The organism is Serratia myotis (assembly GCF_027474885.1).
GTDB lineage: Bacteria > Pseudomonadota > Gammaproteobacteria > Enterobacterales > Enterobacteriaceae > Serratia > Serratia proteamaculans.
Map to the genome: position 1 here is coordinate 773133 of NZ_CP099707.1, position 21114 is coordinate 794246.

Annotated in this window: 16 protein-coding genes and 1 pseudogene; 11 read left to right on the plus strand and 6 right to left on the minus strand. The window is 56.1% G+C overall.

Annotated elements, in window-relative coordinates; all coding sequences use genetic code 11:
• Positions 1-40 precede the first annotated feature (40 nt).
• Positions 41-931, minus strand: coding sequence for a carboxylating nicotinate-nucleotide diphosphorylase (nadC, locus tag NHG65_RS03500; protein ID WP_099063068.1), 891 nt, complete (start codon positions 929-931; stop codon positions 41-43).
• 75 nt (positions 932-1006) lie between these two features.
• Here nadC and NHG65_RS03505 point away from each other — a divergent pair.
• Together NHG65_RS03505 and ampE are read left to right on the plus strand one after the other, a co-directional pair.
• Positions 1007-1202: pseudogene (locus NHG65_RS03505) on the plus strand (1,6-anhydro-N-acetylmuramyl-L-alanine amidase AmpD); the annotation flags it as partial.
• A complete protein-coding gene (gene ampE / locus NHG65_RS03510; RefSeq protein ID WP_085120245.1) occupies positions 1202-2056 on the plus strand; it encodes a beta-lactamase regulator AmpE in 855 nt (284 codons plus the stop codon). The pseudogene NHG65_RS03505 and the gene ampE, both read left to right, overlap by 1 nt.
• A 60-nt stretch (positions 2057-2116) precedes the next feature.
• Here ampE and hemL read toward each other — a convergent pair whose 3' ends face one another.
• The gene (gene hemL / locus NHG65_RS03515) at positions 2117-3406 is read right to left on the minus strand and encodes a glutamate-1-semialdehyde 2,1-aminomutase (RefSeq protein WP_099063067.1); all 1290 of its coding nucleotides are present in this window, start codon (positions 3404-3406) and stop codon (positions 2117-2119) included.
• A gap of 179 nt (positions 3407-3585) precedes the next feature.
• Here hemL and clcA point away from each other — a divergent pair, with 179 nt between their 5' ends.
• Both clcA and erpA read left to right on the plus strand, forming a co-directional pair.
• A complete protein-coding gene (clcA, locus tag NHG65_RS03520; protein ID WP_499182942.1) occupies positions 3586-5025 on the plus strand; it encodes a H(+)/Cl(-) exchange transporter ClcA in 1440 nt (479 codons plus the stop codon).
• Between the two features lie 89 nt (positions 5026-5114).
• A complete protein-coding gene (gene erpA, locus NHG65_RS03525) occupies positions 5115-5459 on the plus strand; it encodes an iron-sulfur cluster insertion protein ErpA (protein WP_062791309.1) in 345 nt (114 codons plus the stop codon).
• A 98-nt stretch (positions 5460-5557) separates the two neighbouring features.
• On the opposite strand, the gene NHG65_RS03530 is transcribed toward erpA, so the two are convergent.
• Genes NHG65_RS03530 through mtnN form a run of 3 tightly spaced genes read right to left on the minus strand, consistent with a single transcriptional unit; the run spans position 5558 to position 7681 of the window.
• Entirely contained in the window at positions 5558-6172 is a 615-nt protein-coding gene (locus tag NHG65_RS03530) for a TRIC cation channel family protein (RefSeq protein WP_085120248.1), read from the minus strand.
• Positions 6172-6933, minus strand: a complete 762-nt coding sequence (gene btuF / locus NHG65_RS03535; RefSeq protein WP_243457981.1) for a vitamin B12 ABC transporter substrate-binding protein BtuF — start codon at positions 6931-6933, stop codon at positions 6172-6174. Before btuF ends, NHG65_RS03530 begins: the two co-directional genes overlap by 1 nt.
• 46 nt (positions 6934-6979) lie before the next feature.
• Positions 6980-7681, minus strand: a complete 702-nt coding sequence (gene mtnN, locus NHG65_RS03540; protein WP_099063063.1) for a 5'-methylthioadenosine/S-adenosylhomocysteine nucleosidase — start codon at positions 7679-7681, stop codon at positions 6980-6982.
• 128 nt (positions 7682-7809) lie between these two features.
• Between mtnN and dgt the strand changes: the two genes are divergently transcribed.
• Positions 7810-9327 (plus strand): dGTPase, encoded by a 1518-nt coding sequence (gene dgt / locus NHG65_RS03545; RefSeq protein WP_207979249.1) that lies wholly within the window; start codon positions 7810-7812, stop codon positions 9325-9327.
• 191 nt (positions 9328-9518) lie between these two features.
• Positions 9519-10949, plus strand: a complete 1431-nt coding sequence (gene degP / locus NHG65_RS03550) for a serine endoprotease DegP (RefSeq protein WP_099063061.1) — start codon at positions 9519-9521, stop codon at positions 10947-10949.
• 59 nt (positions 10950-11008) lie between these two features.
• On the opposite strand, the gene barA is transcribed toward degP, so the two are convergent.
• A complete protein-coding gene (barA, locus tag NHG65_RS03555; RefSeq protein WP_262261706.1) occupies positions 11009-13729 on the minus strand; it encodes a two-component sensor histidine kinase BarA in 2721 nt (906 codons plus the stop codon).
• Between the two features lie 212 nt (positions 13730-13941).
• Between barA and NHG65_RS03560 the strand changes: the two genes are divergently transcribed.
• The 5 genes from NHG65_RS03560 (at position 13942) to eno (ending at position 20824) form a co-directional block, all read left to right on the plus strand.
• Positions 13942-14193 carry a hypothetical protein gene (locus NHG65_RS03560; protein ID WP_232519055.1) on the plus strand — a complete coding sequence of 84 codons (252 nt, stop codon included), beginning with the start codon at positions 13942-13944 and terminating at the stop codon, positions 14191-14193.
• Positions 14194-14253: 60 nt separating this feature from the next.
• On the plus strand, positions 14254-16485 hold the full coding sequence (gene relA / locus NHG65_RS03565; RefSeq protein WP_099063059.1) for a GTP diphosphokinase: 2232 nt from the start codon (positions 14254-14256) through the stop codon (positions 16483-16485).
• A 162-nt stretch (positions 16486-16647) separates the two neighbouring features.
• Positions 16648-17442, plus strand: a complete 795-nt coding sequence (gene mazG / locus NHG65_RS03570; RefSeq protein ID WP_085120255.1) for a nucleoside triphosphate pyrophosphohydrolase — start codon at positions 16648-16650, stop codon at positions 17440-17442.
• 367 nt (positions 17443-17809) lie between these two features.
• Positions 17810-19447 (plus strand): glutamine hydrolyzing CTP synthase, encoded by a 1638-nt coding sequence (pyrG, locus tag NHG65_RS03575; RefSeq protein WP_261416046.1) that lies wholly within the window; start codon positions 17810-17812, stop codon positions 19445-19447.
• A gap of 81 nt (positions 19448-19528) precedes the next feature.
• Positions 19529-20824: a phosphopyruvate hydratase gene (gene eno, locus NHG65_RS03580; protein WP_099063057.1), complete on the plus strand. Its 1296-nt coding sequence runs from the start codon at positions 19529-19531 to the stop codon at positions 20822-20824.
• Positions 20825-21114: the final 290 nt, after the last annotated feature.

Consider the following 21114-nt stretch of genomic DNA (forward strand, 5'->3'; position numbering starts at 1 on the left):
ATACCTCCCCGGCTGGCCAGGGAGGTCTGGATGGCGGAGATTATTTAAAGCGCATTGACAGATCGAGCGCGGTTACGTGCTTGGTCAGGGCGCCCACCGAGATGTAGTCCACGCCGGTTTCGGCGAAGGTACGCAGGGTTTCGCTGGTCACGTTACCTGAAACTTCCAGTTGAGCACGGCCCTGAGTTTGCGCCACGGCGGTACGCATCATCTCGACACTGAAGTTATCCAGCATGACGATGTCGGCACCGGCGTCCAGCGCCTGCTGCAGTTCATCCAGCGACTCGACTTCTACCTCGACCGGTACGTCGGCATGCAGCCAGAAAGCCTTCTCGACCGCCTTTTTAATCGAACCGGAGGCAATGATGTGGTTTTCCTTGATCAGGAAGGCATCGGAAAGCCCCAGGCGATGGTTACTGCCGCCGCCGCACAGTACGGCATATTTCAGCGCGGTACGCAGCCCCGGCAGGGTTTTGCGGGTATCCAGCAGGCGAGTTTGCGTGCCCTGTAACAGTGCCACATAGCGGCTGACTTCGGTCGCGACGCCGGAAAGCGTCTGTACAAAATTCAGCGCCGTGCGCTCACCGGTCAACAACACCCGCGCCGGACCGGTCAGTTTGCAGAGCGGTTGGTCGGGGATCAGGCTATCGCCGTCTGCCACCAGCCATTCGACCTTCACCTGGTTACCCAGTTGAATGAAGACTTCGTTCAGCCAGCGCTGGCCGCAAAATATGCCGGGCTCGCGGGTAATAATAGTGGCTTCGGCCTGGGTGTCGGCCGGTAATAATTGCGCGGTAATATCGCGTTCGGCATCGACTTCGCCCCCCAGGTCTTCACGCAGCGCCTGGGCAACGGCATAGGGGATATCGCTTTCAATTCGTTCAAGAAGCTCGGTGCGGCGACTGTCGGCACTGTAGCGGCGTGTCGGCATAGAAAACTCCGAAATGGACGGTAATATCGTAGGGGGAACATGCTACTCTGTTGCCGTGACAAGTACCACCGCAGCGCAGTGGTTGCACTGCTAATCAGGCATTAATCCGATGTCAGCGGCGCGGATTACCGGGCACAGTAATATCGCCACAGGCCGTAAAACCGATCCAGGCCCGATATTTGATCGGGATTTAAATCTGGCATCTCTGGAACAACCCGGCAAGCCCGATGACGCTATGCTTGGAACAATGGAAAGGGAGAGGAGTCGCTAATGACGCTGTTTACGCTGTTACTGGTTCTGGCGTGGGAACGTTTGTTCAAGCTGGGTGAGCATTGGCAGTTGGACCATCGCCTGGAGGTGGTGTTTCATCGGTTGCACCGCTTTTCGCTGGCGCAGACGTTGCTGATGACCCTGGCCTGGATGGTGGTGGTCGGCGGGATCCTGTGGCTGGCTCAAGGGCTGTTTTTCGGCGTAGTGACGCTGTTGCTGTGGATCGTTATTGATTTGCTGTGTGTGGGTGCAGGCATCAAGCGCAAACACTATCGTGCCTACCTGAAAGCGGCGCGCCAGGGGGATGTTCATGCCAGCGACCAAATGGCGGAGGAGCTGGCATTGATCCACGGTTTGCCGGTGGATTGCAGCGAAGAGCTGCGCCTGCGCGAACTGCAAAATGCGCTGCTGTGGATTAACTTCCGTTATTATCTGGCACCGCTGTTCTGGTTCGTGGTCTGTGGGCCTTACGGGCCGATCGCGCTGGCGGGCTACTCTTTCCTGCGTGCTTACCAGACCTGGCTGGCGCGCCACAATACCCCGCTGGAGCGTTCGCAGTCGGGTATCGATCATCTGTTGAACTGGCTGGACTGGATCCCGGTGCGGCTGGCAGGCGTGGCTTACGCTCTGTTTGGGCATGGTGAGAGAGCGCTGCCGGCGTGGTTTGCTTCGCTGGGCGATCTCCATTCTTCTCAGTATCAGGTGCTGACGCGGCTGGCGCAGTTCTCACTGGCACGCGATCCGCATATGGATCCGGTGCAGACGCCACGGGCTGCGGTAACCCTGGCACGTAAGGTGACCATGATTATCGTGGTGGTGGTGGCACTGCTGACGATTTATGGCACTTTGCTCTGACGGCAAAATTTGAAAATAAAAACGGGCGCTCAGCGCCCGTTTTTATTGGATGGTCGAAACTTACAGCTTGGCGAAGCAGCGGCGTGCGGCATCGACAGTGCGCTGAATGTCTTCCTTGCTGTGGGCAATGGACATAAAGCCGGCCTCGAAGGCCGAAGGCGCCAGATAAACCCCTTCTTCCAGCATCAGATGGAAGAAGCGCTTAAAGCGTTCGACATCGCATTGCATCACGTCCTGGTAGCTGGTGACAGCAGGCGCATCGGTAAAGAACAGGCCGAACATGCCGCCAACGTGGTTCACCACCAGCGCGACATTTTCTTCTTTCGCCGCGTGTAGCAGGCCGGTTGCCAGCATATCGGTCAGTTCGGTCAGCGTCTGGTGGACACCGACCTGCGAAACCTCGGTCAGACAGGCAAAGCCGGCCGCCATGGCAATCGGGTTACCGGACAGCGTGCCCGCCTGATAGACCGGGCCAGTGGGGGCCAACGCCGCCATCACTTCACGACGGCCGCCGAACGCGCCAACAGGCATACCACCACCGATGATTTTACCCAGACAGGTGAGGTCAGGTTCCACATCGTAATAGGCCTGTGCCCCGGCCAGTGCCACACGGAAGCCGGTCATGACTTCGTCAATAATCAGCAGCGCGCCATACTTGTCGCACAGTGCGCGCAGGCCAGGCAGGAATTCTGGCAGAGGTGGCACGCAGTTCATGTTGCCCGCGACCGGTTCGACGATGATGCAGGCGATCTCGGAAGGGTACTGTTCAAATGCGGTGCGTACCGAATCGAGATCGTTAAAGGTGCAGGTCAGAGTATGTTTGGCGAAGTCGGCCGGCACGCCCGGTGAGTTTGGCTGGCCCAGGGTCAGCGCGCCGGAGCCGGCTTTTACCAGCAGACAGTCGGCATGACCATGGTAGCAGCCTTCAAACTTGATGATTTTATCGCGGTTGGTATAGCCACGCGCCAGACGAATGGCGCTCATGGTGGCTTCGGTACCCGAGTTTACCATCCGCACCATGTCCATGGTCGGCACCAGTTCGGTGACCAGCTCCGCCATTTTGACTTCCATTTCGGTGGGGGCGCCAAAGCTCAGACCGCGCTGCGCCGCTTCGATGACCGCGTTGCGGATCGCCGGGTGGTTGTGTCCCAGTACCATTGGGCCCCAGGAACCGACGTAGTCGATATAGGCTTTGCCGTCGACGTCGAACAGGTAAGCCCCGTCCGCCCGTTCGATAAACAGCGGCACACCGCCAACGCCGTTGAATGCACGCACCGGAGAGTTAACCCCGCCTGGGATTACCTGTTTTGCCTGGGCATACAGACTTTCGGACTTGCTGTGTAAGCTCATAAATCGGCTCCTGGATTCTGTTTTGAATGATTTGACCGCGCTATTCTAGTGAAGTGTTCGCCGATATGAAACGATCACAGTCAGATACCTATTTTGAGGGGCGGTCAGTCAGCAGGTAAGCTAGAATAATCGGCTGGCCTATTTGTATTACATTTAATTCCATTAATGAATAACCCATTATGACTGAATTACAGCAACAGCCGCCGCTAGCGCGTGCCCCACGCCTGAAACGCAGTGACGCGGTGCGTCAGCTTATGCGCCGTGATAAAACCCCGATAGCGATCCTGTTAATGGCGGCAGTGGTGGGAGCCCTGGCGGGCTTGCTCGGCGTGGCGTTCGATAAAGCGGTAGATTGGGTGCAGCAGCAGCGTTTGTCCGGGCTGGCCCAGGTCGCCGATTATTGGATCCTGGTTTGGCCGCTGGCCTTTATTATTTCCGCCCTGCTGGCGGTGCTGGGGTACTATCTGGTACATCGCTTTGCCCCGGAGGCGGGCGGTTCGGGTATCCCGGAGATCGAGGGGGCGTTGGAAGAGCTGCGTCTGGTGCGCTGGTGGCGCGTGATCCCGGTGAAGTTTATCGGCGGCATGGGCACGCTGGGGGCGGGCATGGTACTGGGCCGTGAAGGGCCGACGGTACAAATGGGCGGCAATGTCGGGCGCATGGTGCTGGATATCTTCCGCATGCGTGGCGCCGAAGCGCGTCATTCGCTATTGGCCACGGGGGCGGCGGCTGGGCTTTCTGCTGCCTTCAACGCGCCGCTGGCGGGTATTCTGTTTATCATTGAAGAGATGCGTCCGCAGTTCCGCTATAACCTGATCTCGATTAAAGCGGTGTTTATCGGCGTTATCATGTCGAGCGTGGTATTCCAGCTGTTCAACGGTGAAGGTTCGGTGATTGCAGTGGGTAAGCTCTCCTCGGCACCGATTAACACCCTTTGGCTGTATCTGGTGCTCGGGGCGATCTTTGGTGCGGTGGGCGTCATGTTCAATGCGCTGATTTTCCGCACTCAGGACATGTTCGCTCGTCTGCACGGCGGCAAAATGCGTAAGGTTTTGCTGATGGGCGGCTTGCTTGGCGGCATCTGCGGCATTCTGGGGCTGATCCAGCCAGAAGCGGCAGGCGGGGGCTTTGGACTGATCCCGATCGCAGCGGCAGGTAATTACAGCGTCGGCATGCTGATGTTTATTTTTATCACCCGGGTGATCACCACGCTGTTATGCTTCGGCTCCGGTGCGCCGGGTGGGATTTTTGCCCCTATGCTGGCATTGGGCACGTTGTTTGGTACTGCCTTTGGCCTGGCCGGTGCCCACCTGTTCCCGGCGTACGGCATTGAGGCCGGTACCTTTGCCATTGCCGGGATGGGCGCCCTGTTTGCCGCCACGGTACGTGCGCCCCTGACCGGGATCGTGCTGGTGCTGGAAATGACCGATAACTACCAGCTCATACTGCCAATGATCATTACCTGCCTTGGTGCTACGCTGGTAGCGCAGTTCCTCGGGGGTAAGCCGTTGTATTCCTCAATATTGGCCCGTACCTTACAGCGTCAGGAAGCGTTGCAGACGCGCGAAGCGGCAGATAAAACAGGTAAAGAAAATACAACAAATGCGGTGAATACTTGAACGGAACACTCAGGTATTGGATAATCATTAACATTAATCCGGCCGCCATTGTAGCGACCTGATGCAGAACAATGTTGGGAGTAAAGAGTATGAGTGATGAAACAGCACTGCCCCTGCAATTTACCGAGGCAGCAGCAAGCAAGGTTAAAGTCCTGATTTCTGATGAAGAAAATCCGAATCTGAAGTTGCGGGTTTACATTACCGGTGGCGGTTGCAGCGGATTCCAGTACGGCTTCACTTTTGACGACAAGGTCAACGATGGCGACATGACCATCGAGAAGCAGGGCGTTGCGCTGGTGGTTGACCCAATGAGCCTGCAATATCTGGTGGGCGGTTCGGTCGATTATACCGAAGGGCTGGAAGGCTCACGCTTCGTGGTGACCAACCCGAACGCCAAAACAACCTGCGGCTGCGGATCTTCGTTCAGCGTCTGATCCTGCCTGCAACAGTATAAAACCCGCCAACCTCACCGGTTTGCGGGTTTTTTTATTGCTACCATTCCCATCCTGCTGTCTGACCGCGGGCGGAGGGATTAACGTTCGAGGATAAAAGCGGGAAGTTTCAGGTGCCAGCGAATGGCCGCCAGGCGGATCGCCAGCGTGATGCCCATGCCGAGCATCATCGCCTGCTGCAGCGGCATACCGAAGGTGGCATAGGCCGTAGCATGCACAATGCCGCCGATGATGCAGGCGGTGGCGTAAATTTCAGTTCGCAGGATCATCGGGATTTCCCGCGCCAGCACATCACGGATAATGCCGCCGCCAACCCCGGTGATCACGCCCATACAGATCGCCACCAGCGGACTGGCGCCGGCGGCGAAGGCTTTATTGACCCCGATACCGACGAACACGGCCAGGCCGACGGCATCGAGCACCGGCAGGATCCACTTGGGCAGACGGCGCGGCTGGCGTACCAGCAGCAGCGTCAGCACGCAGGTGATCATGGCGACTACCAGATCGGTCGGATCTTTCACCCAGAATACCGGCCCGTTGGCCAATGCCATGTCGCGGATGGTGCCGCCACCGACCGCCGTGACCACGCCCAGCACCAGTACGCCAAATGGATCCATCCGCAGCTTGCCCGCCAGCAAGACGCCGGAGATGGCGAAAACCGCAGTGCCGAGAATATCCAGCCAAAACACCAGCATTAACGGATCTCCGCCAGTTGGCTGCACAGTTGCTGCGCCGCCAGCATGATGCGAGGGCCGGCGCGGTTGAACCAGTCGCCATTCACCGCAAGCACCGGCACCTGTAATTGCGGTGCCCAGAAGGTTTTCACGCTGGCGATTTCTTTTTGGTCGCCGGTAATGACGATGGCCTGCGGTTGGCGGGCCAGTACCTGTTCGCGGCTGATTTGCGGCCACGGCATACGGCTGTCGGCAAAGATATTCTCTGCGCCACACAACGACAGCACCTGGCTTTGCAAGGTGGCGCCGGAGCTGGTGAACAGCGGCTGGGTACCGAATTGCAGCAGCACCCGTCGTGGCTGACTGTGTGGATATTTTGCTTTCAGCGCAGCAATTTGCTGACGGATCGCGTCTGCCGCCTGATGCGCTTGCTCAGGATGCGGGCTGTATTGGGCCAGGTCATCCAGCCGCTGGGCGATGTCATCAATGGTGGTGGCATCGGCATAAAAGATCGGGATACCAAAAGCGGCGAGCTGATCCAGCACTCGCTGCGGGTTGCCGCCGCGCCAGGCCAGGATCAGATCCGGCTTCAACGCCAGCACTCGCTCCAGATTGATCCCTTGCCAGGAGGCGACTTGTTCCAGCTTCCTGGCCTCTGGTGGGTAGTCGGAATAAGCACTGACTGCCAGCAGGGTTTCGCCCATGCCGGCAGCATAGGCAAGTTCAGTGGTGTTGGGAGCCAGGCTGATCACCCGTTGGGCGGCGCCGGCAGGCAGCGCCATCCATAAGGCCAGCAGCCACAGCAGGGCTGAAAAGCGTCGTGTCACATCAACCGCGCTTAGCCAGGGTTTGCAGCATGGCGTTGACCATCAGCGTAGATTGCTTGGCAGCCACGGTAAGGAACTCGTCAAAACTCATGTGCGATTCACTGTCGGCCACGTCAGAGATAGCGCGCACGACGACAAACGGCGTAGCGAACAGGTGGCAAACGTGCCCGACCGCCGCCGCTTCCATTTCTACCGCGGCCACGGTCGGGAAGGTGGCACGGATGCGGGCCAGCGGCTCGGCGCCGTTAATGAAAGCATCGCCGCTGCAGATCAGGCCGCGTACGGCGTTCAGGTTCAGCTGTTTGATGCAGTCTTCCGCCAGCGCAATCAGCGCGTCGTCCGCCACAAACGCCGCCGGGCAGCCGGCCATCTGACCTGGCTCGTACCCAAAGGCGGTCACGTCGGCATCGTGGTAGCGCACTTCTTCGGACACCACGATATCGCCGACCTTCAGCGTGCTGGCCAGGCCACCGGCGGAACCGGTATTGATCACCAGATCCGGCTTGCAGTGTTCCAGCAGCAGGGTGGTGCCCATGGCCGCAGAAACCTTGCCGATGCCAGACTTCAACAGCGCCACGTCAACGCCGCCGATCTGGCCGGTATAGATTTCACAGCCCGCGCGTTGAAGGGTCTGACGGTTTTCGATTTGATCGCGCAGCAGGGTGACTTCCTGCTCCATTGCGCCGATGATGCCTACTTTCATAAATAACACTCACTGATTGGGTGTGGGAATTTCGCCATAGTCTATCATGGCTCTCATAGAGAGATAATCCGTTGCATATGCCGTCGGGAATTGTTATCACGGGGCAGGGTACAACGGCGGAGAAACAGATGTCCGGGATCGACTTTAAGCAAAAAATCAGCTTCCAACGGCCATTCAGCAAGCCAATTGAAGCCGAGGAAGAATACGATATTGTCCGGCAGTTCGAGAGCGATCGCGGGCGCATCGTCAATTCCGCCGCCATTCGCCGTCTGCAGCAAAAAACCCAGGTGTTTCCTCTCGAGCGTAACGCCGCGGTTCGCAGCCGCCTGACACACTCGATGGAGGTGCAGCAGGTCGGACGGCATATCGCCAAAGAGATCCTCAATCGTTTTAAACAGGACGGGCGAATCGATGAGCTCGGCCTGACAAAACTACTGGATCCCTTTGAAAGCATTGTTGAAATGGCCTGTCTGATGCACGACATCGGCAACCCGCCCTTTGGTCACTTTGGCGAGTCCGCGATTAACAACTGGTTTTCCCAGCGGCTCGATCCCGCCAGCTGCGGCAGCGAGCCGGCCAGTAACGATCGTTGTCAGGTCAGTGCACTGCGTCTGCACGAAGGCGAGAGCGATCTTAACCGTCTGCGCAGCCGCATCCGTCAGGACCTCAGCCATTTCGAAGGCAATGCTCAGGCGATCCGGCTGGTGTACAGCCTGCTGAAACTTAACCTGACCTATGCGCAGGTGGGCTGTATCCTGAAATATACCCGCCCGGCGTATTGGGCCAGTGACATTCCCGTCAGCCATAACTACCTGATGAAAAAACCGGGCTTTTATCTGGCGGAAGAAGCGTTTGTCGATCGGCTGCGGCGCGAGCTGAATATGGGCGAGTTCGACCGCTTCCCATTGACCTATATAATGGAAGCCGCTGACGATATTTCCTACTGCGTGGCCGATCTGGAAGATGCGGTGGAAAAAAACATTTTCACCGTTGAGCAGCTTTACCAGCATTTAACCCAGGAATGGGGGGCAGTGTCGCCGGGCGATTTGTTTGATAAAACCGTGGCCAGCGCATTTCGCAAGATCGATCGCGGTGGCGCGCGACGCAGCAGCGAAGACCAGTTCTTCATGTATTTACGGGTTTTCACCGTGGCGCGGTTGGTCCCGCATGCGGCGCAGCGGTTTATTGATAACCTGGAGGCGGTTTATCAGGGGAACTTTAATCAGGCGCTGCTGGAGGATTCCAGCCCGGCTTACCAATTGCTGAAAATATTCAAAAATGTCGCGTTCAAACACGTGTTTAATCACCCGGAAGTCGAGCAGCTTGAACTGCAGGGGTACCGGGTGATCAGCGGCCTGCTGGATATTTACAGCCCGCTGTTGGCAATGCCGCTGGCGGATTTTACCCTGTTGGTGCAGGAAGACAGCCATCGTGCTTATCCAATCGAAACGCGTCTGTTTCATAAGCTGTCGACCAAACATCGGCTGGCTTACATAGAAGCGATTGAAGGCCTGCAACACCTGTCGCCCGAGCAGTTGGCGATCCGCGAGTATTATTTTCGTGCACGTTTGCTGCAGGATTATATCAGTGGTATGACCGATCTTTATGCTTATGACGAGTACCGGCGATTAATGGCTGCTGAATAATTCATTCAGCTAATAAATATTATTTTAAGCACTTTACTGGACGGCGCGTTATCTATTTCGAGTTTTGTAAAGACGGACAATATTTGTTTACTATTACCAATAACCTGCGCCGGAACTTAGGGGTATTAATACGTTCTGACTATGCACAAAGACCGTAATACTTTCTGAACGACTTTATAAGAGACACACAGATGAAAAAAACCGCATTAGTTCTGAGCGCATTGGCTTTCAGTATTGGTATGGCGATGGGTCCGATGACGGCCAGCGCCGCAGAAACCGCTTCTTCCAGCACTCAGCAATTGCCAAGCCTGGCACCGATGCTGGAAAAAGTGATGCCTTCCGTGGTGAGCATCAATGTTGAAGGCAGCACGACCGTCAACACGGCGAAGATGCCACCGCAATTCCAACAGTTCTTCGGTGAAGACTCACCGTTCTGCCAGGACGGTTCACCGTTCCAGGCTTCGCCGATGTGTCAGGGCGGTGGGCAGGGTGCACCTGGCCAGGGGACTCAGCAGAAATTCCAGGCGCTGGGTGCCGGGGTGGTGATTGATGCCGCCAAAGGCTATGTGGTAACCAATAACCACGTGGTGGATAATGCCAACAAAATACAGGTCCAACTGAGCGATGGCCGTAAATTTGACGCCAAGGTGATCGGTAAGGACCCGCGTTCCGATATCGCATTGATTCAGCTGAAAGACTTTAAAAATCTGACGGCGATCAAGATGGCGGACTCTGAACAACTGCGTGTGGGTGATTACACCGTAGCGATCGGCAACCCGTATGGGCTGGGTGAAACCGCCACCTCCGGCATCGTTTCTGCGTTGGGTCGTAGCGGCTTGAATATCGAGAACTACGAGAACTTTATCCAGACCGATGCGGCAATTAACCGCGGTAACTCCGGCGGTGCGTTGGTTAACCTGAATGGCGAGCTGATTGGCATTAACACTGCCATTTTGGCACCGGACGGCGGCAACATCGGTATTGGCTTTGCCATCCCGAGCAACATGGTGAAAAACCTGACGGCGCAAATGGTCGAATTCGGTCAGGTGAAACGCGGTGAATTGGGCATTATGGGCGCTGAGCTGAACTCTGAGCTGGCGAAAGCGATGAAAGTGGACGCGCAGCGCGGGGCATTTGTCAGCCAGGTAATGCCGAAATCTTCTGCCGCCAAGGCGGGCATCAAGGCCGGTGACGTGATTGTCACCATGAACGGTAAAGCCATCTCCAGCTTCGCGTCGTTCCGTGCGGAAATCGGTACTTTGCCGGTCGGCAGCAAAATGTCGCTGGGTATTATCCGCGACGGCAAACCGATTACCGTGGACGTCACGCTGGAGCAAAGCTCACAGACTCAGGTTGAATCCGGCAATATCTACACCGGTATCGAAGGCGCCGAACTGAGCAATGGCCAGACGGGCAGCCAGAAAGGCGTGAAGGTGGATAACGTTAAGGCCGGCAGCGCGGCTGCACGTATCGGCCTGAAAAAAGGCGACTTTATCCTGGGGGTTAACCAGCAGCCGATCCAGAATCTGGGCGAACTGCGTAAAATCCTCGACAGCAAGCCGTCGGTACTGGCGCTGAATATTCTGCGTGGCGACACCTCGCTGTATCTGCTGATGCAGTAATAGCTAACCAGTCCCAATCAGAGGCACGCTTCGGCGTGCTTTTTTTATTGCGTATGGCATCAGGCCAGGTGCGCGCGAGCCGCCTGGCTGACCAGTTCAATCTCATCCAACAGCTCCAGCCACTCCGGCTCCAGCTCATCATTACTGACGCCCTGACGCAGTTGCTGTTCAAGGTAGAAACACAGCTGTTTCAGGCGGGGTACGCCGCTGTAGCTGCAACTGCCGTGCAGTTTGTGGATCAAATCGAGAATGCCATCATCCGGCGTGCCGTCCAACATCGCTTGTACCCGTCCGCTGACCTGCGGCAGGAAATCGAGCAGCATCTGTAGCAGGTCATGCGCCAGATCGGGCTTGTTCGCGGCCTGACGCAGCGCCAGCGGCCAGTCGAGCGACAGCAGCGGCTGATTAAGCGGCGCTACCGGCTCCGGTTCGCCACTGTAATAACGCGCCAGTACCCGGGTCAGCATCGCTTCGTCAATCGGCTTGGCCAGATAGTCATCCATACCGGCCTGCAACAAATGTTCGCGCTCGCCACTGACCGCATGGGCGGTGACGGCGACGATCGGCGTCGAATTGTGGTGCGGTAGTTGGCGGATCAGCTCGCTGGTACGAATACCGTCAATATTGGGCATCTGGATATCCATCAGGATCAGATCCAGCACGTTGTCGCGCGCCAGTAGCAGCGCTTCTTCCCCACTTTCACACAGCAGGGTCTTTTCCACCTGTTCGGCCAGCAGAGTGCCAATCAGCTTCAGGTTGGCCGGGTTATCGTCGACCGCCATCACCGTCAACGGCAGGCGTTTATGTTCCGGCAGGGCGGTGAGGCGCAGCGGGGTTTCCATACGCAGCAGCGGGAACAGACGGTTGCTGGTGATCGGCTTGATCAGGCAGCCGGCCGCACCTTGCTGTTTAAGCTGTTCGGCATTGATCTGTGACTGAGAGGGCAGCGCCAGAATTACCCGGTCGGCGATCTTCAATGCCGCCAACAGCTTGCTTTCGTGCTGTGCCATATTCTCGCGGAACGGGATCGGCACTCCCACCAGCAGGAAGTCGTAATTTTTCTTCGGTAACTGGGCCAGTGTTGGCGAATGGGTGATCACCAAATGGGTGACGCTCAGCATATTCAGCGTCGCCTGCGCCGCCATCGGGTTGGCTTCGATATAACCCAGGGTCTTGCCTTGCAGATCCGGCAGGTTTGACGGCAGCGACAGCATGCCCTCATGCAGATCAAGAGTGATATGGAACCAGAAGGTCGAGCCGCGGTTCAACTGGCTGTGGAAGCAGATATCGCCCCCCATTTCCTTCACCAGCTTCTGGGTGATCACCAGCCCCAGGCCGGTACCGCCGTGGCGGCGTGAAATACTGGCATCCGCCTGACGAAACGCCTGGAACAGCTGCGACTGCTGCCGTTCGGAGATGCCAATACCGGTGTCATGGATCTGCACTTCCAGTTCCATCTGGCGATCCTGCTGGCCACGTAGCTCGACGCGGATATCGATGTTGCCGGTCTCGGTAAATTTGATCGCGTTGCCCAGCAGGTTGGTAATGATCTGCTGCAGTCGCAGCGAATCGCCAATCACCTGTTCCGGCACGTCGTTGTGCACATCCAGCGTCAGTTCCAGCCCTTTCTCATGGGCGCTGGGGGCCAGCAGCACTATCACTTCGTCCAGTGTTTCACGCAGCGAGAACGGGATATGCTCCAGCACCAGCTTGCCGGCCTCCAGCTTGGAGAAGTCCAGCACGTCGTTGATGATGGTCAGCAGGTTGTTGGCCGAGCGCTCGATGGTTTGCAGATAATCGGTCTGGGTGACGCTCATCTCGGTTTTCAGCATCTGGCGGGTAAAGCCGATCACGCCGTTGAGCGGGGTCCGCAGCTCGTGTGACATGTTCGCCAGGAATTCGGATTTGATACGCGCCGCTTCCTGAGCGCGTTTTTTTGCCAGGTCCAGCTCAACGTTCTGGATCTCCATCTGCTCCAGCGTTTCGCGCAGGTCGGAGGTGGCCTGATCGATATTCTGCTGCATCTCTTCATGGTAAGCGGTGAGCGACATCGCCATCGAGTTGATGCCGTTTTTCAGCATGTGCAGTTCGCCGAGCATAAAGCCTTCGACCCGACTGTCGAGCTGGCCACGGCGGATGCGGTCAACGGTGTTCACCATATTGCGGATCGGGCCGGTGACGTCACGCATCAGGCGGTAAGCAAACAGAATGGCGATACACATGCACAACAGCAGCAGCAGGGTGGAGACAAACACCTCTTTGTATTGCTGCAACCGGACTGACTGCAGATCCAGCTCGATCGCCACATAGCCCAGGCGGTTATCCTGCTGGGGATCGCTGCTGACGGCTTGGTCCGGATATTGGCTCTCCGACAGGATCGGGGTGCGCAGGATCAGCGAGTCGCCACGCCGTGTCAGCATCAGATCGGTGGGGATAGGTACCCCTTTCGGCAACTGCAATTGGGTAAAGTTGTGATGATAATTGGAGGTGACAAACAGATTGTTCTGCGCGTCGAACACCGTAATGGATCGCACGATATCCGAATGGCGACGGTGCAACAGGCTGACCAATTGCCTGACCGACTCACGGCTGCGGAACGTCATGCCGTACTCGCTGGCCACCGCCAGCGGTTCGATAATACTGGCACCGGCATCAACCAGCTGTTCCTGTAATTCATTGTAGCGGTGCACCACGAAGAAAGTGCTGAGCAACAGACCAATCAACAGCGTTGGGGCCAGAATCAGGATCATCATGCGCGCCCGCAGGCTGTATTTGGTCATGGGATTCCAATGTGGGAAAATTGCCGGACAGGCTCTACTTTAAATGAACCGGCACTCGATCGACAAACTATGGCGCACTTCTTTATTCGGCACCGGGCAGTGAGAGTCTCGAAAAACTGTGCGCTGAAACGCCGTATTATCAGAGCGACGGGCTACGCTTAGACTTTGGTTGGTGTGACTTTATTCAGATAAATAGCTTATTAAATCAGTTAATGGTGGGGCTTGCCCTTGAATGGCAGGCTATTCAACCCAATGTTCGGGTATTGGATCTGTTCTGCGGCCTGGGGCTTTTTACCCTGCCGTTGGCGCGACGCGCCGCTGCGGTGGCAGGCATAGAAGGTGTTGCCACACCGGGAGCGAATGGGCAATATAATGCACATAAGAATAGGCTGAGTCACGCCAGCTTCTTATCGTCTTGCGCGTGTGTGAATGTTGGAACGGTTTTCGCATACGGGGCATATTGAGTCAATGGCGCTGTTGATTAACGGTTTGCGCCAGAGGTCGCTGCAAAGTAGGGAGAGGTTATGGTTGCGGTAAGAAGTGCACATCTGAACACGGCTGGCGAATTTGCTCTCGACGAGTGGATTGCCAGCTTGGGGCTACCTAACCCGCAGTCATGTGAGCGATTAGCCGCAACCTGGCGCTACTGTGAGCAACAGACTCAGAATCACCCTAACGCCTCGCTGTTACTGTGGCGCGGGCTGGAAATGGTTGAAATCCTCTCGACCCTTAGCATGGACAACGACAGCATGCGCGCCGCGCTGCTGTTCCCGTTGGTGGATGCCGGTATTGTGGAGGAAGAAACCCTGACCGAAGCCTTCGGCAAGGGCATCACCTACCTGGTACACGGTGTCCGCGACATGGATGCCATCCGCCAACTGAAAGCCACCCAAAACGATTCGATGGCCTCCGAACAGGTCGACAACGTGCGCCGCATGCTGTTGGCGATGGTGGAAGATTTCCGCTGCGTGGTGATCAAGCTGGCGGAGCGTATCGCTCACCTGCGTGAAGTGAAAGATGCGCCGGAAGACGAACGCGTACTGGCGGCCAAAGAGTGTTCGAATATCTATGCACCGCTGGCCAACCGCCTCGGTATCGGGCAACTGAAATGGGAGCTGGAAGATTTCTGCTTCCGCTACCTGCACCCGGACGAATACAAGCGCATCGCCAAACTGCTGCATGAACGCCGCATCGATCGCGAGCAATTTATTGATGATTTCGTCGCTACACTGCGCGGTGCTATGGGCGACGAGGGCATCAAGGCGGATATTTACGGCCGCCCGAAACATATCTACAGCATCTGGCGCAAGATGCAGAAGAAAGCCCTGGCGTTTGACGAGCTGTTTGACGTGCGCGCGGTGCGCGTGGTGGTCGAGCGCTTGCAGGACTGCTATGCGGCGCTGGGGATTGTGCATACCCACTTCCGCCATCTGCCGGATGAGTTCGACGACTATGTCGCCAACCCGAAGCCTAACGGTTATCAGTCGATCCACACCGTGGTGCTGGGGCCGCGCGGTAAAACGCTGGAGATCCAGATCCGTACCCGCCAGATGCATGAAGACGCCGAACTGGGCGTGGCTGCGCACTGGAAATACAAAGAGGGTGCGGTTGCGACAGTGCGTTCCGGCTATGAAGAACGCATCGCCTGGCTACGCAAACTGATCGCCTGGCAGGAAGAGATGGCGGACTCCGGCGAGATGCTCGACGAGGTTCGCAGCCAGGTGTTCGACGATCGGGTTTATGTGTTTACCCCGAAAGGCGACGTGGTGGATCTGCCGGCCGGCTCTACGCCGCTCGACTTTGCCTACCATATTCACAGCGACGTCGGCCACCGCTGTATCGGCGCCAAAATTGGCGGCCGCATCGTACCCTTTACCTACCAGTTGCGGATGGGCGATCAGATTGAAATCATCACCCAGAAGCAGCCGAACCCGAGCCGTGACTGGCTGAACCCGAACCTGGGCTACGTCACCACCAGCCGCGGGCGCTCCAAGATCCACAACTGGTTCCGCAAGCAGGATCGTGACAAGAACATCCTGGCCGGTCGCCAAATGCTGGACAGCGAGCTGGAACACCTCGGCATCAGCCTGAAAGAGGCCGAGAAGCTGCTGATCCCGCGTTACAACATGAATTCGCTGGATGAAATCCTGGCGGCGATTGGCGGCGGGGATATTCGCCTGAATCAGATGGTGAACTTCCTGCAGGGCAAGTTCAACAAACCGAGCGCCGAAGAGCAGGATCGCGAAGCACTGCGCCAACTGGTTCAGCACAAGGCGCCGGCGGCAACTCGCAGCAAGGACAACGGCCGGGTGGTGGTGGAAGGGGTAGGCAACCTGATGCACCACATTGCCCGCTGCTGCCAGCCGATCCCGGGCGACGACATTGTCGGCTTTATCACCCAGGGACGCGGTATCTCGATCCACCGGGCAGACTGTGACCAACTGGTGGATCTGCAGTCGCATGCGCCGGAACGTATCGTTGACGCGGTGTGGGGCGAGAGCTACTCCAGCGGTTATTCGCTGGTGGTGCGCGTGATGGCCAACGATCGCAGCGGTCTGCTGCGCGACATCACCACCATTTTGGCCAACGAAAAGGTCAACGTGCTGGGCGTGGCCAGCCGGAGCGACACCAAAAAGCAGTTGGCGACCATCGATATGGACATTGAAATTTATAACCAGCAGGTGCTGGGCCGGGTATTGGCCAAGCTCAACCAACTGCCGGATGTGATAGACGCCAAGCGACTGCACGGCAGTTAAATCCCCTGGGTCTTTCGAGCCGCATCGTTGTTGGCCAAGCTCCGCGGCTTCAGTTATCGTAGGGGGCGAATATATTCGCCCCGATTGACTCGGGCGCTGCATGCAGCGCCCCTACGTTTCACCTTAATGACTGCTGCCCATTCTTTTGTCAGAGACTTTCATATGACCCAATCTTCTCCGCTGCAACGCTTGCTGAACATCATGAAAACGCTTCGCGATCCGCAGGCCGGTTGCCCGTGGGATCGCAAGCAAACCTTCGCCACTATCGCGCCTTACACGCTGGAAGAAACCTACGAGGTGCTGGATGCCATTGAGCGCCAGGACTATGGCGATCTGCGTGATGAACTGGGCGATCTGCTGTTCCAGGTGGTGTTTTATGCCCAAATGGGCCAGGAGCAGGGGCTGTTTGACTTCGATGAGGTGTGCAATGCCATCAGCGACAAGCTGGAGCGCCGTCATCCGCATATCTTTGGCGAAGCCGATGCTGCGGACAGTGAAGTCGTTGCGGCGCGCTGGGAGCAACTGAAGGCCGGTGAACGCGCCGAGAAAGAGCTGCATTCGGCGCTGGATGATATTCCTCAGGCGTTGCCGGCACTGATGAAGGCGCACAAAATTCAGAAACGCTGCGCCTCGGTCGGTTTTGACTGGCACACCCTGGGACCGGTGCTGGACAAAGTGTACGAAGAGATCGACGAAGTGATGCATGAAGCGCGGCAGGCGGTGGTCGACGAGCAGAAGCTGGAAGAGGAAATCGGCGATCTGCTGTTCGCCACGGTGAATTTATCCCGTCATCTTGGTCACAAGGCAGAAAACGCGCTGCAGGCAGCCAATCGCAAGTTTGAGCGCCGTTTCCGTCAGGTGGAAGAGATCGTCAAACAGCGTGGGCTGCAAATGGGTGAAGCCACGCTGGAGCAGATGGAAGAGGCGTGGCAGCAGGTTAAACGTCAGGAAAACTAATCCGCTGCGGTGCTGTCCTATGAATGTCGCAATGTTGATCGGCGACAAGATTTACCCAAGCTGAAACGGTTAAGCTTTGGGGCATGGTTTGCTGAACCGCGACGTCCCGACAGTAAAACGCCAACAAACTGAAATCTAAGGTGTTTTATGGTTGCTAAAGGGCGGTAAATTGAGATTTTCCGTGCTAACTCATTGTTTTAAAAAGACCACCGAGGGTGTGCCGATAAGGTAAACCCGGATGAACTCCTGAGGGTGACAGACATGATGGACAGTAAAACGATCGTTTGTAGGTCTGAAGAGGTTCGGGTATACTACTTTCCCGTCTTGGTTCTTCCATCGTCTTTAAACCTAAACTCTCAGGTTCAGCATGACAACTAATTATATTTTTGTGACCGGCGGGGTCGTATCCTCTCTGGGTAAAGGCATTGCCGCAGCCTCTCTGGCGGCTATTCTTGAAGCCCGTGGCCTCAACGTTACCATCATGAAACTGGACCCGTACATCAACGTGGATCCGGGCACCATGAGCCCGATTCAGCATGGGGAAGTTTTCGTCACCGAAGACGGCGCAGAAACCGATCTGGATTTGGGTCACTACGAGCGCTACATCCGTACCAAAATGTCGCGCCGCAATAACTTCACCACTGGCCGTATCTACTCCGACGTTCTGCGTAAAGAACGCCGTGGCGACTATCTGGGCGCAACCGTACAGGTTATCCCGCACATCACCAACGCGATCAAAGAGCGTATCCTCGAAGGTGGCGAAGGTCACGACGTGGTATTGGTTGAGATCGGCGGTACCGTGGGCGATATCGAATCGCTGCCGTTCCTGGAAGCCATTCGTCAGATGGCTGTGGAAGTGGGCCGTGAGCACACCCTGTACATGCATCTGACGCTGGTGCCGTACCTGGCCGCTGCCGGTGAAGTGAAAACCAAACCGACTCAGCATTCCGTAAAAGAGCTGCTTTCTATCGGTATTCAGCCTGATGTGCTGATTTGCCGTTCCGATCGCGCCGTTCCTGCTAACGAACGTGCGAAAATCGCACTTTTCTGTAACGTGCCGGAAAAAGCGGTTATCTCCCTAAAAGACGTTGATTCTATTTATAAAATCCCAGGCCTCTTGAAATCTCAGGGCCTTGATGATTATATTTGTAAACGATTCAGCCTCAACGCGCCGGAAGCCAACCTGGCCGAATGGGAGCAGGTAATTTACGAAGAAGCCAATCCGGGCGGCGAAGTGACTATTGGCATGGTCGGCAAGTATGTCGAATTGCCGGATGCCTACAAGTCAGTGATTGAAGCCTTGAAACACGGCGGCCTGAAAAATCGTCTGACCGTGAACATCAAGCTGATCGACTCGCAGGATGTGGAAACCCGCGGCGTAGAAGTGCTGAAAGATCTGGATGCGATCCTGATCCCAGGCGGCTTCGGCTACCGTGGTGTGGAAGGCAAGGTGATGACCGCGCGTTTTGCGCGTGAGAATAACATCCCTTACCTGGGCATCTGTCTGGGTATGCAGGTGGCACTGATGGAGTTCGCCCGCAACGTGGTGGGTATGGAGAACGCCAACTCTACCGAGTTTGTGCCAGACTGTAAGTACCCGGTGGTGGCGTTGATCACCGAGTGGCGTGACGAAGACGGCAACGTCGAAGTGCGTACTGAAGAAAGCGATTTGGGTGGCACGATGCGTGTCGGTGGCCAGCAATGCCACCTGACCGACAATAGCCTGGTACGTCAGATGTACGGCGAACCGACCATTGTTGAACGTCATCGTCACCGCTATGAAGTTAACAACATGCTGTTGAAACAGATCGAAGCCGCCGGGCTGCGTGTTGCCGGCCGTTCTGCAGACAACAAGCTGGTTGAGATTATCGAACTGCCGAATCATCCGTGGTTTGTAGCTTGTCAGTTCCACCCGGAATTTACTTCGACGCCGCGTGATGGTCATCCGTTGTTCGCCGGCTTTGTGAAGGCCGCTGGTGAGTATCAGAAGCGCCAGGTGAAATAAAATATTTGGTAGGCGGCGCGCGGTGAGAACCGCGCGCTGTTTGTCTGGAGTTTTAGTTTAACTTGTACTGAGGAAAACCTAATGTCCAAAATCGTTAAAGTCATCGGTCGTGAAATCATCGACTCCCGCGGTAACCCGACTGTTGAAGCCGAAGTGCATCTGGAAGGCGGTTTCGTAGGTCTGGCTGCTGCGCCGTCAGGTGCTTCTACCGGTTCCCGTGAAGCACTGGAACTGCGTGACGGTGACAAGTCTCGTTTCCTGGGTAAAGGCGTACTGAAAGCCGTTGCTGCAGTAAACGGCCCGATTGCTCAGGCAGTACTGGGTAAAGATGCGAAAGACCAGGCTAACATCGACAAGATCATGATCGACCTGGACGGCACCGAAAACAAATCCCAATTCGGCGCTAACGCCATTCTGGCGGTTTCCCTGGCTGCTGCCAAAGCGGCTGCGGCTTCCAAAGGTATGCCGCTGTATGAGCACATCGCTGAGCTGAACGGCACCCCAGGCAAATTCTCTATGCCACTGCCTATGATGAACATCATCAACGGCGGCGAGCACGCTGACAACAACGTCGATATTCAGGAATTTATGATTCAGCCGGTTGGCGCGAAATCCCTGAAAGAAGCCGTTCGCATCGGTTCTGAAGTATTCCATCACCTGGCGAAAGTGCTGAAGGCCAAAGGCCTGAACACGGCTGTCGGTGACGAAGGCGGCTACGCACCAAACCTGGGTTCCAACGCTGAAGCACTGGCTGTTATCGCTGAAGCGGTAAAAGCAGCAGGCTACGAGCTGGGCAAAGATGTGACCCTGGCTATGGACTGTGCGGCTTCCGAGTTCTACAAAGACGGTAAATACGTACTGGCCGGCGAAGGCAACAAAGCCTTCACTTCCGAAGAGTTCACTCACTTCCTGGAAGACCTGACCAAACAGTACCCAATCGTGTCTATCGAAGACGGTCTGGACGAATCTGACTGGGATGGTTTCGCATACCAGACCAAAGTGCTGGGCGACAAAATCCAGCTGGTGGGCGACGACCTGTTCGTAACCAACACCAAGATCCTGAAAGAAGGCATCGATAAAGGCATCGCTAACTCCATCCTGATCAAATTCAACCAGATCGGTTCTCTGACCGAAACCCTGGCTGCTATCAAGATGGCGAAAGACGCAGGCTACACCGCGGTGATCTCTCATCGTTCAGGTGAAACCGAAGACGCAACTATCGCCGATCTCGCGGTAGGGACTGCGGCTGGCCAGATCAAAACCGGTTCCATGAGCCGTTCTGACCGCGTTGCTAAATACAACCAACTGATCCGTATCGAAGAAGCGCTGGGTTCACGCGCACCGTTCAACGGCCTGAAAGAAGTTAAAGGTCAGTAATAACGGCTTGGTTCGTTGCTAAATAAAAACCCGCTGCGGCGGGTTTTTTTATAGGTGTTATCCAGCGATTTATAATTCCAGTAAGTTATAGTGTGTTATTTATTAGTATATTATTAATTGTTGATTAGGTGTTTTATAACTCTATAATTTAATTATAATAATAAAATTCCTATTTATAAATGCCCTTTTTAATTGCTTTATACTTTTTAGTTACTAGACTGCCAGTAAGGCAGAACTCGGATAGCGGTAAATCTGCCTCAATTCGTTCCCCTATCAATTTGCCGACCCGC

Excerpts from the sequence above, each read along its gene's own strand:
- clcA (WP_499182942.1), top strand. The coding sequence starts at position 3,586 with ATGACTGAATTACAGCAACAGCCGCCGCTAGCGCGTGCCCCACGCCTG.
- mtnN (WP_099063063.1), bottom strand. The coding sequence starts at position 7,681 with ATGAAAGTAGGCATCATCGGCGCAATGGAGCAGGAAGTCACCCTGCTG.
- btuF (WP_243457981.1), bottom strand. The coding sequence starts at position 6,933 with ATGGCGCTGCCTGCCGGCGCCGCCCAACGGGTGATCAGCCTGGCTCCC.
- relA (WP_099063059.1), top strand. The coding sequence starts at position 14,254 with ATGGTTGCGGTAAGAAGTGCACATCTGAACACGGCTGGCGAATTTGCT.
- ampE (WP_085120245.1), top strand. The coding sequence starts at position 1,202 with ATGACGCTGTTTACGCTGTTACTGGTTCTGGCGTGGGAACGTTTGTTC.
- barA (WP_262261706.1), bottom strand. The coding sequence starts at position 13,729 with ATGACCAAATACAGCCTGCGGGCGCGCATGATGATCCTGATTCTGGCC.
- pyrG (WP_261416046.1), top strand. The coding sequence starts at position 17,810 with ATGACAACTAATTATATTTTTGTGACCGGCGGGGTCGTATCCTCTCTG.
- dgt (WP_207979249.1), top strand. The coding sequence starts at position 7,810 with ATGTCCGGGATCGACTTTAAGCAAAAAATCAGCTTCCAACGGCCATTC.
- nadC (WP_099063068.1), bottom strand. The coding sequence starts at position 931 with ATGCCGACACGCCGCTACAGTGCCGACAGTCGCCGCACCGAGCTTCTT.
- degP (WP_099063061.1), top strand. The coding sequence starts at position 9,519 with ATGAAAAAAACCGCATTAGTTCTGAGCGCATTGGCTTTCAGTATTGGT.
- mazG (WP_085120255.1), top strand. The coding sequence starts at position 16,648 with ATGACCCAATCTTCTCCGCTGCAACGCTTGCTGAACATCATGAAAACG.
- NHG65_RS03530 (WP_085120248.1), bottom strand. The coding sequence starts at position 6,172 with ATGCTGGTGTTTTGGCTGGATATTCTCGGCACTGCGGTTTTCGCCATC.
- eno (WP_099063057.1), top strand. The coding sequence starts at position 19,529 with ATGTCCAAAATCGTTAAAGTCATCGGTCGTGAAATCATCGACTCCCGC.
- hemL (WP_099063067.1), bottom strand. The coding sequence starts at position 3,406 with ATGAGCTTACACAGCAAGTCCGAAAGTCTGTATGCCCAGGCAAAACAG.
- erpA (WP_062791309.1), top strand. The coding sequence starts at position 5,115 with ATGAGTGATGAAACAGCACTGCCCCTGCAATTTACCGAGGCAGCAGCA.
- NHG65_RS03560 (WP_232519055.1), top strand. The coding sequence starts at position 13,942 with ATGGTGGGGCTTGCCCTTGAATGGCAGGCTATTCAACCCAATGTTCGG.